Raw genomic sequence first — 12,292 nt, forward strand, 5'->3', positions numbered from 1 at the left:
CAATGCGTCGGCTGTCGGTCGCGTTGCTGGTAAGGGCAGCGCGCCGACATCAGGCCCGGCTCAGCGGGAGAACGCAGCTTAGGTAGCCGTCGCAGCGCGAAACAGCGGCTGCCGGGCAGCTCAGTATTCGCTGGGCGTCAGCAATCCAGGCCGGCGCAGCGCGGCAGGGCGTCGTGCAGGAAGTCGATGAAGGCGCGCACCTTGGGCTGCAGGTGGCGTTGGGTCGGGTAGACCGCGTAGACGATGCGCTGCGGGTAGTGATGATCCGGCAGCACCTGCTGCAGCTGGCCGCTGGCCAGGGCGGGCGCGGCCAGGAAGGAAGGCAGTGCGCCGATGCCGGTGCCGGCCACCAGCAGCTCGCGCAGCAGCAGGCTGTTGTTGGCGCTGACGCGGGTCGGCTGGGTTACCGTCACCTGCCCATCGGGGCCGTGCAGCGGCCAGCTGCCGGGCGAATCGGACAGGCTATAGGCCAGCAATGCGTGCTCGCCCAGCTGCGCCACCGTGGTCGGCGCTGGATGCTGTTGAAGATAGGCGGGCGCAGCGCAAAGCACCTGCTGCAAGGAGGCCAGGCGGCGTGCAACCAGGCTGGAGTCGTGCAACTCGGCGCGTATCCGCAGCGAGACATCGAAGCCTTCGCCCACGGCGTCGACCACCCGGTCTTCCATCACCAGGTCCAATGCCAGCTGCGGGTACTCGGCCAGGAACCGTGGCAGCAACGGTGACAGCGTGCTCAACGCGAACGAAAGCGGTGCATTGACCCGCAGCCGTCCGCTGACCTCGCCGCTCTGCTGGGCGATGCCGCGTTCCAGCGCATCCAACTCATCAAGCAGGCGGCAGCACTCCAGGTAATAGGCCTGGCCGGTATCGGTCAGGCTCATGCGGCGGGTGGTCCGCTGCAGCAGCACCACGCCCAGATGCGCTTCCAGCGCACGCAGCTGCTTGCTCAAGCCTGCCGCCGACATGCCAAGGTCCTCGGCCGCACGCGCCAGACTGGCACGCTCGACAATCCGCCGGAAAGCACGCATCAGGTTGAAGGAATCCACGGCAAGCCTCACGACAGAACGTGCACAGGGTAAAGAAAACCGGGGTCAGAGTCAGGTTTGAAGACTGCAGGGGTTTCTTTCAACAGTCCTGCGCGATGCCGATACGACCGGCCGGCCGTGCTCGCGATCGACGTTCCGTCAGCGTAGTCCTACTCCTGTCGCGTCGCTTCATAGGTGCTGCCGCCTCGTTGCAAGGAGAAGCCGCTGGCCTTGCCGGGCTCCCACGCGGCGATGCAGAAATTGTCAGGCGTCCTTGCCCAGGGTGTAGGCTCGCGTTGCGTCGCAGCCGGGTTGCTACGCGTCGTAGATCAACGCTGGTTTCTGCTGCCGAGGAGTTCGCATGACGGTCAAGCGCATGGACAACGTGGGCATCGTGGTCGAGAACCTGGATGCCGCCATCGAGTTCTTCACAGAGCTCGGCCTGATCCTGGAAGGGCGCATGCCGATCGAGGGTGAGTGGGCTGGGCGTGTCACCGGTGTGCGCGACCAGCGTGTCGAGATCGCCATGATGCGTACGCCTGACGGGCATGGCAGGCTTGAACTCTCATGTTTCCACGCTCCGGCCATCGCTGCCGATCACCGTGCTGCACCAGTGAACTCGTTGGGCTATCTGCGCATCATGTTCGCGGTTGAGGACATCGACCAGACCCTTGCCCGGCTCAGCAAGATTGGGGCTTCGGTGGTTGATCAAGTAGTCAACTACGAGGATACCTACCGGCTGTGCTACATCCGTGGTGTGGAGGGAATCCTGATCGGCCTGGCCCAGGAGCTGATGCCCTGCAGGCCCGGTGATACCTGACATTGGGGAGCTTTGCCGGAGCGCTGGCCGCGGTCTGCCAGCGCGTCTTGATTGGGCGGTGGTGAGTTTGGCTTCACGCGAATGCACGGGGAAGCTGTTGTTGGTTGGCGCCAGGCAAGCGCGTCGCTTGACGGCATCAGGGTCCGCTGTGACTATCCGCGTATTCATCAGGGCTACCAAGGTTCCCCATGTCTGGCTTGCTTGGCGGGTTGATAGAGGGCGTTGTGGATTTCGTGACGGATATATGGGTGCTGCGCAGGCAGCGTTCGGGCAGGAATCTACCGACGAAGTCCCTTGGCAGGGATGCTGCAGACGTGGTGCTGTTCGATATCTGGGCCTTGCTGCTGTCGATCCTCGGCTTTGCCTGCTTCGCGGCGATGTTCTTCGCGGCCGAATTGCCGTTGTGGATCAGCCTGCTGCCCGCGGCGGCGGTGGTGATTTACCTGCTCTATCGCTGGTTCGCGCTGGTGCGCGCGGAATAGTCATCGCTGCGCGGACGCATTGGCGGATGACAGGTCCGATGATGGCGAGCCCTGGATTGCAGGCGATGCGATGCTGCGGGCCTTCAATCACCGAGATGCACCATGGCGTCCTTTCAGCTGCGCGGGTTGGATCCTGAACTTTTCGCTGGGCTTTTTGAGCTTGATGATGCGGCGCTTGGCGCACGCCAGATTGTGCGCGTCATCGCGACCGGGACATCGGGCTTCCCCTGCCGGGTGAGCCTGGCCGATGCGCAGGTGGGCGAGGAGCTGTTGTTGCTTCCGTTTCAGCACCAACCGGCGGACTCGCCGTATCGTGCCAGCGGCCCCGTTTTCGTACGGCGTGGGGCCGGGCCCGCGAAACTGCGCGTCAACGAGGTGCCAACCCAGGTGCAGCGGCGTCTTGTTTCCTGGCGTGCCTACGACGCCGATGATCGGATCCGGTTTGCCGAGGTCTGCGAAGGTATCGATGTCGGCGCCGGTTTGCAGCAGGCCTTCGATGATCCGGGCGTGGCTTATGTGCACCTGCATTTTGCCCGTTATGGTTGCTATTCCTGCCGCGCGGACCGGGTGTGAGCGCGGTGGCGGGCAAGCGTTTGGTCCCCTGCTCCTGCGCGCTGCACTGCACGCGGCGAAACGGCGAAGGTACCTTGCTGACGGATAGGGTGATGGCGTTGCAGTTGGCGACAGGCTTGCAAGGGGATGGATGGTTGCTGGAACCCTCCTGTGCAGGATGGACCGGCACTGCGTGTTGTCCGGCTGGGGTTTGCGACTAGACTGGGCCGACGAATAAGGAGATTCCGATATGGGCTATGGATCCGGGCAAGCTGTTGGCGGTTCTGTGGGTGCGCAGGAAAGTCGTTGTGCCGTGTTGTTGCTGTTGGATACCTCAGAGGCAATGGGGCGTGAGCGCATTGATCGGCTCAACGCCGCGCTCATGCAGTTCAAGCAGGCCTTGTATGCCGATCCGGAGACGGCAAAGCGCGTTGACATTGGAATCGTCAGCTACGGCCCGGTACGCACGGCGACCGATTTCGTGGCGGCGCAGAGCTTCTATCCCCCGTTCCTGCTCACCGCCGCGGATGCGCCCATGGGGGCGGCGATCGAGCAGGGATTGGCGCTGATCCGTGAGCGCAAGGAGACCTACAACGACCGGGGGCTCAGCTACTACCGGCCGTGGCTGTTCCTGATCAGTGCGGGAGCGCCCAGCGATGATTGCCAGCGGGCTGCTGAAGGTATCAGGGACGGTGAGGCCAACAAGGATTTCCAGTTCTTCGCGGTAGGCGTGGAGGGAGCGGACATGCAGGCACTACGACAGGTATCGGTGCGCGCGCCGTTGACCTTGAAAGGCCAGCAGTTCGATCAGCTGTTCAGTTGGTTGTCCGCTTCCATCGCTGCCGTGGTTCGTTCTGCACCGGGCGATACGGTGCCGTTGAGCAACCCGACTGCGGGCGGCGGCTGGGCGGCAGCATAGCGGCGGCCACAGGCGCCGGCGCGTTCGCAGCAACGGCGCAAGCCGCAAGCCGACGTCAGTGGCGTCGCCCGAGTACCTGCTATCCCGGCAACCGCAGGCTTCGCGGTCAGCGCCGCTCCTGGCAGGTGTTGCATGCGAGGGGAGGCCCTGCGGGGCAGGGCTTGGCACTACATGGTGGAGGGTGGCTTGATCCATGTCAGTGCACCTGTTGCGTGCGCGGCGCATGGTTGTCCTCCAAGCGTGGAGGGCGTCGCGATGGCCAAACCTTTTCCGTTGAACCCCAAACACCCCGAGCGGATCTGCTGGGGCTGTGACCGCTATTGCGCCACTGATGCGCTGGCCTGCGGCAATGGCTCGGGGCGCACGCAGCACCCGGCGGAGCTGCAGGGTGAGGATTGGTATCTGGCGTGGGGAATCGAGCCGGAGCCGGGGCGGCCGGGAAGGGCGGCGCTGGAGAAGAAGTTGTAGGAGCGGCGTGAGCCGCGAAGCTCGCGATTTGTCAGGTCACGGGCTCTCTTGCGGCTCCAGTGGTGTCGGCTTCGCGGCTTGCGCCGTTCCTGCGAGGTGATCGGTTGGATTGCTTGGAAGGCCTCTGCCGAGCATGGCTCGGCACTACATGAGGCGTCGGTTTTCTGAATGGTGGCTGTCGCTGGCGGGCGGAGGCTTGATCGCGACGCTGACCGGCCCCATTACCGGTGAACAGTATTCCGGAGGCCGTATGGACCCCAGTCAGAACCCGAACGTGTTTCATGCCACCACCATCTGCTGCGTGCGTCGCGGCGAGCATGTGGCGATTGCTGGCGATGGTCAGGTCACCCTGGGCCATACGGTGATGAAGGGCAATGCGCGCAAGGTGCGCCGGCTTGGTCGCGATGGCCAGGTGCTGGCGGGCTTTGCCGGTGCAGCCGCGGATGCCTTCACCCTGTTCGAGCTGTTTGAAGCCAAGCTTGAAAAGCACGGCCAGCTGACCCGCGCTGCGGTGGAGCTGGCCAAGGATTGGCGCACCGATCGCCGCTACGGCAAGCTCGAAGCCCTGTTGGCCGTTGCCGACAGCGAGACCTCGCTGATCATCAGCGGCACCGGCGATGTGATCGAGCCGGAGGACGGCATCATCGCCATTGGCTCCGGCGGTTCCTACGCGCTCAGCGCGGCGCGAGCTTTGCTCAAGCACACCGATCTGGATGCACGTGGCGTGGCCACCGAGGCGATCAACATCGCCGGCGGCATCTGCATCTACACCAACACCAACGTCGTGGTGGAAGAGCTCTGAGCTCTTCGGCCATCAACCGCGAGTACCCCATGAGCCACAAGATCGAAGTTTCCTCCGCCACCATGACGCCGCGCGAAATCGTGCAGGAGCTGGACCGCCACATCGTTGGCCAGCACGACGCCAAGCGCGCGGTCGCCATCGCGCTGCGCAACCGCTGGCGTCGTATGCAGCTGCCCGTCGAGCTGCGCAATGAAGTGATGCCGAAGAACATCCTGATGATCGGCCCGACCGGCGTCGGCAAGACCGAAATCGCGCGTCGCCTGGCCACGCTGGCCAATGCGCCGTTCGTCAAGGTCGAAGCTACCCGTTTCACCGAGGTCGGCTACGTCGGCAAGGACGTGGAGCAGATCATCCGTGACCTGGCCGATACCGCGGTCAAGCTGTACCGCGAGCAGGCCAAGGTGCGCGTGCGCACCCAGGCCGAAGAGAAGGCCGAAGACCGCATTCTTGATGCCTTGCTGCCGCGTCGCAGCGTCGGCATTGGCTTCGACCCGGAAGCGGCGCGCAATGAGCCGTCGGCTGCCGATAACGAAACCCGCATCAAGTTCCGTCGCATGCTGCGCGCCGGTGAGCTGGACGAGCGCGAGATCGAACTGGATGTTGCCGCCAACGTCAGCATGGACATCATGACCCCGCCAGGCATGGAGGAAATGGGCCAGCAGCTGAAGTCGATGTTCGCCAATCTTGGCAGTGCCAAGTCGAACAAGCGTACGTTGAGCATCAAGGCCGCGCGTCCGCTGCTGATCGAGGAGGAGGCCGGCAAGCTGGTCAACGAAGACGATATCCGCACGGCCGCAATTGAAGCCTGCGAGCAGCATGGCATTGTCTTCATCGACGAGATCGACAAGGTGGCCAAGCGCAGCGACGCAGGTTCGTCCGGCGGCGATGTGTCTCGCGAAGGCGTGCAGCGTGATCTGCTGCCGCTGGTGGAAGGTTCCAATGTGTCGACCAAGTACGGCACGGTGAAGACCGACCACATCCTGTTCATTGCTTCTGGCGCGTTCCATCTGGCCAAGCCGAGCGATCTGATTCCCGAGTTGCAGGGCCGTTTCCCGATCCGCGTGGAGCTGGGTGCGCTGAGCAAGAATGATTTCGTGCGCATCCTGACCGAGCCGAAGGCGGCGTTGACCAAGCAGTACGAAGCCCTGTTGGCGACGGAAGGCGTCAAGGTCAATTTCACTGCCGAGGCGGTGGATCGTCTGGCGGAGATCGCGTTCCAGGTCAACGAGCGGCAGGAGAATATCGGTGCGCGTCGTCTGCACACCGTGTTGGAGCGTTTGCTGGATACCTTGAGCTATGAGGCGCCGGACCGTGATGGCGACAGCATTGCGATCGACCCGGCCTATGTGGACAAGCACCTGGGCGAGCTGGTGAAGGACCCGGATCTGAGTCGCTATATCTTGTGATGGTTGGTTTGGGTTGATGAGAAGCGGCGGCACGTTGGTGCCGCCGTTTTTTTTTTCGTGTGTTTTGGTCGTTGGTATTGCGAGCAGGGCGCTTGCCGAGCATGGCTCGGCACTACCAATGCCGAACGGTACCGCGGCTTTAGCCCTCCCTTTGCCGCAGGCAAGGGGAGGGTTGGGAGGGGTGCTTTTGCCTTTGCCTTTGCCTTCGCCATCGCTTGCTTCGTGGCTCATGCCGCTCCTACAAGGCTGCTGAGGCTCTGTAACCTTGCTTGGTACGGCCTCTGCCGAGCATGGCTCGGCACTACTTGTGCACGGCGGCGCCTGGGCTTTAGCCCTCCCTTTGCCGCAGGCAAGGGGAGGGTTGGGAGGGGTGCTTTTGCCTTTCCTTCGCCATCGCTTGCTTCGCGGCTCACGCCGCTCCTACAAGGCTGCTGCGGCGCTGTAACTTTGCTCGGTACGGCCTCTGCCGAGCATGGCTCGGCACTACAGGTCTTGCTTAGTCTTCGTCTGGTGGTGGCAGCGGCGAAGGATCAGCGCCGGGTATGAACACGCCGGGCTGCACGTAGTGCGCCATCAATGCGTCCAGCATCTCGCGGCTGTCGCGCTCCAGGTCGAACTGGGTGGGCTCGAGCATGGCGCTGTACAGCACGCCGGTCAGGCCTGCATGGAGGATGCGCGCGCTGGTTGCGGTGTTCACACCATCGCGCAATTGGCCCAGTTCGCGCGCGCGTTCAAAGGCTCGGCGGAAAATCGCCATCTCTTCTTCGACGCTGTCGTGCTGCAGTTGCTGCATCGCCAGGCTTTCGGTGGACAGGTCGTTGCGCAGCATGATTTCCATCATCTCGCGCAATCGCGGATCGGTGGCCAACTCGCTCAAGGACACCAGCATCGCCGAGCGCAGGTCCAGGATTGGGGTGTTGCGCAGCGGCGAGTAGGTCTGGCGCAGGCGCTTGATGAACGGCACGCGCTCGCGGTTGATCATCGCTTCCAGCACTTCGGTCTTGTTCTTGAAGTGCCAGTACACCGCGCCACGGGAGACGCCCGCGCGCTCGCCTATCGCCGCCAGCGAGCTGCCGGCGACGCCGTGTTCATGGAAACAGGCCAGCGCGGCATCCAGGATGCTTTCGCGCGTGGCCGCTGCCTCTTCTTTGGTCTTTCTGGCCATTGCTCTGTGCAAATGCTGGATGAAACCGACCTGAATTGTACCCGTTTACAAACATCCGTGTATCTATGTATATTTCCGCGGCTTGCTCTGCAGGATGGCCGTGATGTGCGTAGTGGTGGCGGTTGCCACGGCTGTGCCCGTAACGTATGTGGTACGGAAGGATATGCCCGGGCGTATCTCATGTTCCGCCCGATCCTCGAGCGCCACTTTTCCTCATTGAGCTCCTCTCCCATGCCTGCTATCAGTCGCTACCGTCTCGTCGCGCTTTCCCTTGCACTATCCGTCGCGCTCGTTGCCTGCAAGGGCGGCGGAGAGCCGCCGCAGCAGGGTGGGCCGGGTCAGGTCACCGTGGTCACGCTGAAGCCGGAAACGGTCACTTTGACCCGTGAATTGGCCGGCCGTGCAAACGGCTACCAGGTTGCCGAAGTGCGCCCGCAGGTCAGTGGCATCGTCGCCAAGCGCCTGTTCACCGAAGGCAGCGTGGTCAAGGCCGGCGATCCGCTGTACCAGTTGGATGACGCCGCTTACCGCGCGCAGGCCAACAGCGCCCGCGCGCAGCTGGCCCGTGCCGAAGCCAGCGCCAATGCTGCCCGACTGGCCGCGCGCCGCAGCAGCGAGCTGGTCAAGTCGCGGGTGATCAGCGTGCAGGATGACGAGAACGCACAGGCCGCCTGGAAGCAGGCCGAGGCAGACGTGCTTGCCGCCCGCGCATCCCTGGATGCGGCCAACGTGACGCTGGGTTATGCCCGCATCACCGCGCCGATCAGCGGCCAGATCGGCAAGTCCTCGGTCACCCAGGGCGCGCTGGTCAGCGCCGGCCAGGCCGAGCCGCTGGCCACCATCAACCAGCTGGACCCGATCTATATCGACGTCACCCAGTCCTCGGCCGAGCTGCTGCAGCTGCGCCGCGAACTGGCTGCCGGCCGTCTGGAAGGCGCCTCGGAACTGCCGGTCGACATCGTGCTGGAAGACGGCAGCACCTTCGCCCACAAGGGCAAGCTGGAGTTCTCCGAAGTCAGCGTTGATCCGGCCACCGGCAGTTACCTGATGCGCGTGCGCGTGGAGAACCCGGACCAGGTATTGATGCCGGGCATGTTCGTGCGTGCCGTGCTGGGCAGTGGCGTGCGCCCGAACGCACTGCTGGTGCCGATGCAGGGCATCGCGCGCGATCCCAAGGGCGATACCTCGGCGATGGTGGTGGATGCCGAGGGCAAGGTTGCCGTTCGCCCGGTCAAGGTCAGCCGCACCGTCGGTGACAAGTGGCTGGTCGAGGACGGTCTGAAGGCAGGCGACAAGGTCATTGTCGAAGGCCTGCAGAAGATCGGCCCGGGGATGCCGGTGCAGGCCACCGAAAAGGGTGCCGAAGCCGCCAAGCCAGCCGCCGCGCCCGCCGCGGCGCCGGCTGAAAAGAAGTAAGCGGAGAACTACATGGCACGCTTCTTTATCGACAGGCCCATCTTTGCATGGGTCATCGCCATCATCATCATGCTTGCCGGCGCGCTGGCAATGCTCAAGCTGCCGATCTCGATGTATCCCGAGGTCGCGCCGCCTGCGGTGTCCATTTCCGCCAACTACCCGGGTGCGTCGGCCAAGGTGGTCGAGGACTCGGTGACGCAGATCATCGAGCAGAACATGAAGGGCCTGGATGGCCTGATGTACTTCTCCTCCAACAGCTCCTCCAACGGCCAGGCCAGCATCACCCTGACCTTCGAGAGCGGTACCAACTCCGACATCGCCCAGGTGCAGGTGCAGAACAAGCTGCAGCTGGCGATGCCGCTGTTGCCGCAGGAAGTGCAGCGCCAGGGCATCAACGTTGCCAAGTCCAGCTCGGGCTTCCTCAACGTGCTGGGCTTTGTTTCCGAAGACGGCAGCATGGATGAGAACGACATCTCCGATTACGTCGGTTCCAATGTCGTCGATCCGCTGAGCCGCGTGCCGGGCGTGGGTTCGATCCAGGTGTTCGGTGGCAAGTACGCCATGCGCATCTGGCTGGACCCGACCAAGCTGCAGACCTACAAGGTCTCGGTTGACGAGGTCACCGCTTCGGTCAGGGCGCAGAACGCGCAGGTTGCCGTGGGCCAGTTGGGTGGTGCGCCGGCGGTCAAGGGCCAGCAGCTCAACGCCACCATCAATGCGCAGGACCGCCTGCAGACGCCGGAGCAGTTCCGCAACATCGTGATCCGCACCGAGAGCGACGGCTCCACCTTGAAGCTGGGCGATGTCGCCCGCGTCGAGCTGGGCGCGGAAACCTATGATTTCGTCACCCGCTACAACGGCAAGCCGGCCTCCGGCCTGGCCATCACCCTGGCCACCGGTGCGAACGCGCTGGAAACCGCCGAGGGCGTCAGCAAGACCCTGGACGAGCTGAAGGCAAACTTCCCGGCCGGCATGACTGCGGTGATTCCCTACGACACCACGCCGTTCGTGAAGGTGTCGATCAAGGGCGTGGTCAAGACCCTGCTGGAAGCCATCGTGCTGGTGTTCGTGGTGATGTATCTGTTCCTGCAGAACTTCCGCGCCACCCTGATCCCGACCATCGCCGTGCCGGTGGTGTTGCTGGGTACCTTCGGCATCCTCGCGGTGCTGGGCTTCTCCATCAACATGCTGACCATGTTCGCGATGGTGCTGGCGATCGGTCTATTGGTCGATGACGCCATCGTGGTCGTGGAAAACGTCGAGCGCATCATGTCCGAAGAAGGACTGTCGCCGCTGGAAGCCACCCGCAAGTCGATGAGCCAGATCACCGGCGCACTGGTCGGCATCGGCCTGGTGTTGTCGGCGGTGTTCGTGCCGATGGCCTTCATGAGTGGCTCCACCGGCGTCATCTACCGGCAGTTCTCGGCGACCATTGTTTCGGCGATGGCCTTGTCGGTGCTGGTTGCCATCGTGCTGACCCCGGCACTGTGCGCCACCATGCTCAAGCCGCTGAAGAAGGGCGAGCATCACGTTGCCCACACCGGTATCTCGGGCCGTTTCTTCAACTGGTTCAACAACGGCTTTGACCGCACCAGTGGCACCTACCAACGCGGCGTGCGCGGCATCCTGCATCGTCCGGGCCGTTTCATGGCGGTGTTCCTGGCACTGGCGGTGGTGATGGGCCTGCTGTTCGCGCGCCTGCCCAGCTCGTTCCTGCCCAACGAAGACCAGGGCATCCTGATGGCGCTGGTCAATGCACCGGTCGGCGCCACCCAGGAACGCACTCTGGAGTCGATCTACAAGCTGGAAGACCACTTCCTGAAGAACGAGAAGGACGCGGTTGAATCGGTGTTCTCGGTGCAGGGCTTCAGCTTCTCCGGCATGGGCCAGAACTCGGGCATGGCCTTCGTCAAGCTCAAGGACTGGAGCGAGCGCAGTGCCGACCAGGGCGTTGGGCCGATCACCGGCCGCGCGATGGCTGCCCTGGGCCAGATCAAGGACGCCTTCATCTTCGCCTTCCCGCCGCCGGCCATGCCGGAGCTGGGTATCGCCTCGGGTTACACCTTCTTCCTGAAGGACAACAGCGGCGCTGGCCACGATGCACTGGTCAATGCACGCAACCAGCTGTTGGGCATGGCGGGCGAAAGCAAGCTGCTGGCCAACGTGCGCCCGAACGGTCTGGATGACACCCCGCAGCTGCGTCTGGACATCGACGTGGCCAAGGCCGGTGCGCACGGTCTGTCGCTGGACACCATCAACAGCACGCTGGCTACCGCCTGGGGTTCTAGCTACGTCGATGACTTCATCGACCGTGGCCGCGTCAAGCGCGTCTACGTGCAGGCCGATGACGGCTTCCGCATGAACCCGGAAGATTTCAACCTGTGGACGGTGAAGAATTCCTCGGGCGAGATGGTGCCGTTCTCGGCGTTCGCCAGCCAGCGCTGGGATTACGGTTCGCCGCGCCTTGAGCGTTACAACGGTGTCTCCGCACTGGAAATCCAGGGCGAAGCCGCACCGGGCGTGGCCTCGGGTGACGCCATGCTGGAAGTGGAAAAGCTGGCCAAGCAGTTGCCGCCGGGCTTCAGCATCGAGTGGACGGCCGTGTCCTACCAGGAACGCGAAGCCGGTTCGCAGACGCCGCTGCTGTACACGCTGTCCCTGCTGATCGTGTTCCTGTGCCTGGCTGCGCTGTATGAAAGCTGGAGCGTGCCGACCGCGGTGCTGATGGTTGCGCCGCTGGGTATTCTCGGCGCGGTACTGGCCAACACCATGCGCGGCATGGAGCGCGACGTCTACTTCCAGGTGGCGATGTTGACCACCGTGGGCTTGACCTCGAAGAACGCGATCCTGATCGTCGAGTTCGCCAAGGAGCACCTTGAGAAGGGGGCAGGAGTGATCGAAGCGACGATGCATGCGGTCCGCGACCGTCTGCGTCCGATCATCATGACCTCGCTGGCCTTCGGTCTGGGCGTGTTGCCGCTGGCGATCGCCTCCGGTGCGGGTTCGGGTGCACAGCGCGCCATCGGTACCGGCGTGTTGGGCGGCATGGTGGTGGGCACCTTGCTCGGCCTGTTCTTCATCCCGCTGTTCTTCGTGGTGGTGCAGCGCTTGTTCAACCGCAAGCAGCTGGCCAAAAACGGCGACCTGCCGCAGCAGTAACGGGGCAGGGGTGTTGCAAGCAAAAGGCGCCGAACGGCGCCTTTTGTTTTTTTAGCCCCTCTCCCGCAGGCGGGAGAGGGG

Annotated in this window: 11 protein-coding genes; 9 read left to right on the forward strand and 2 right to left on the reverse strand. The window is 63.7% G+C overall.

The genetic code is table 11. The features are described 5' to 3' along the window. Positions 1 to 137: 137 nt before the first annotated feature. Positions 138 to 1,043, reverse strand: coding sequence for a LysR family transcriptional regulator (locus tag AC1VXC_RS03275; RefSeq protein ID WP_481538579.1), 906 nt, complete (start codon positions 1,041 to 1,043; stop codon positions 138 to 140). A gap of 340 nt (positions 1,044 to 1,383) precedes the next feature. Between AC1VXC_RS03275 and AC1VXC_RS03280 the strand changes: the two genes are divergently transcribed. From AC1VXC_RS03280 to hslU, 7 genes are all read left to right on the forward strand, one after another. After that, entirely contained in the window at positions 1,384 to 1,842 is a 459-nt protein-coding gene (locus AC1VXC_RS03280; protein WP_481538580.1) for a VOC family protein, read from the forward strand. Between the two features lie 188 nt (positions 1,843 to 2,030). Then, a complete protein-coding gene (locus AC1VXC_RS03285; protein WP_313174618.1) occupies positions 2,031 to 2,324 on the forward strand; it encodes a hypothetical protein in 294 nt (97 codons plus the stop codon). A gap of 102 nt (positions 2,325 to 2,426) precedes the next feature. Then, the gene (locus AC1VXC_RS03290) at positions 2,427 to 2,897 is read left to right on the forward strand and encodes a DUF1203 domain-containing protein (protein ID WP_313174617.1); all 471 of its coding nucleotides are present in this window, start codon (positions 2,427 to 2,429) and stop codon (positions 2,895 to 2,897) included. Positions 2,898 to 3,189: 292 nt separating this feature from the next. Continuing rightward, positions 3,190 to 3,795, forward strand: a complete 606-nt coding sequence (locus AC1VXC_RS03295) for a vWA domain-containing protein (RefSeq protein WP_313174616.1) — start codon at positions 3,190 to 3,192, stop codon at positions 3,793 to 3,795. A 255-nt stretch (positions 3,796 to 4,050) separates the two neighbouring features. Next, positions 4,051 to 4,263 carry a DUF3079 domain-containing protein gene (locus tag AC1VXC_RS03300; RefSeq protein WP_313174614.1) on the forward strand — a complete coding sequence of 71 codons (213 nt, stop codon included), beginning with the start codon at positions 4,051 to 4,053 and terminating at the stop codon, positions 4,261 to 4,263. Between the two features lie 250 nt (positions 4,264 to 4,513). Then, entirely contained in the window at positions 4,514 to 5,065 is a 552-nt protein-coding gene (gene hslV, locus AC1VXC_RS03305; RefSeq protein WP_313174612.1) for an ATP-dependent protease subunit HslV, read from the forward strand. Between the two features lie 29 nt (positions 5,066 to 5,094). After that, a complete protein-coding gene (hslU, locus tag AC1VXC_RS03310; protein WP_313174610.1) occupies positions 5,095 to 6,471 on the forward strand; it encodes an ATP-dependent protease ATPase subunit HslU in 1,377 nt (458 codons plus the stop codon). A gap of 496 nt (positions 6,472 to 6,967) precedes the next feature. On the opposite strand, the gene AC1VXC_RS03315 is transcribed toward hslU, so the two are convergent. Continuing rightward, positions 6,968 to 7,636, reverse strand: a complete 669-nt coding sequence (locus AC1VXC_RS03315) for a TetR family transcriptional regulator (protein WP_313173006.1) — start codon at positions 7,634 to 7,636, stop codon at positions 6,968 to 6,970. Positions 7,637 to 7,867: 231 nt separating this feature from the next. Between AC1VXC_RS03315 and AC1VXC_RS03320 the strand changes: the two genes are divergently transcribed. Both AC1VXC_RS03320 and smeE read left to right on the forward strand, forming a co-directional pair. Beyond that, positions 7,868 to 9,052: an efflux RND transporter periplasmic adaptor subunit gene (locus AC1VXC_RS03320; protein ID WP_313173007.1), complete on the forward strand. Its 1,185-nt coding sequence runs from the start codon at positions 7,868 to 7,870 to the stop codon at positions 9,050 to 9,052. Between the two features lie 12 nt (positions 9,053 to 9,064). Further along, entirely contained in the window at positions 9,065 to 12,211 is a 3,147-nt protein-coding gene (gene smeE / locus AC1VXC_RS03325) for a multidrug efflux RND transporter permease subunit SmeE (RefSeq protein ID WP_313173008.1), read from the forward strand. Positions 12,212 to 12,292: the final 81 nt, after the last annotated feature.

It is taken from the genome of Stenotrophomonas sp. STEN033 (assembly GCF_056856655.1).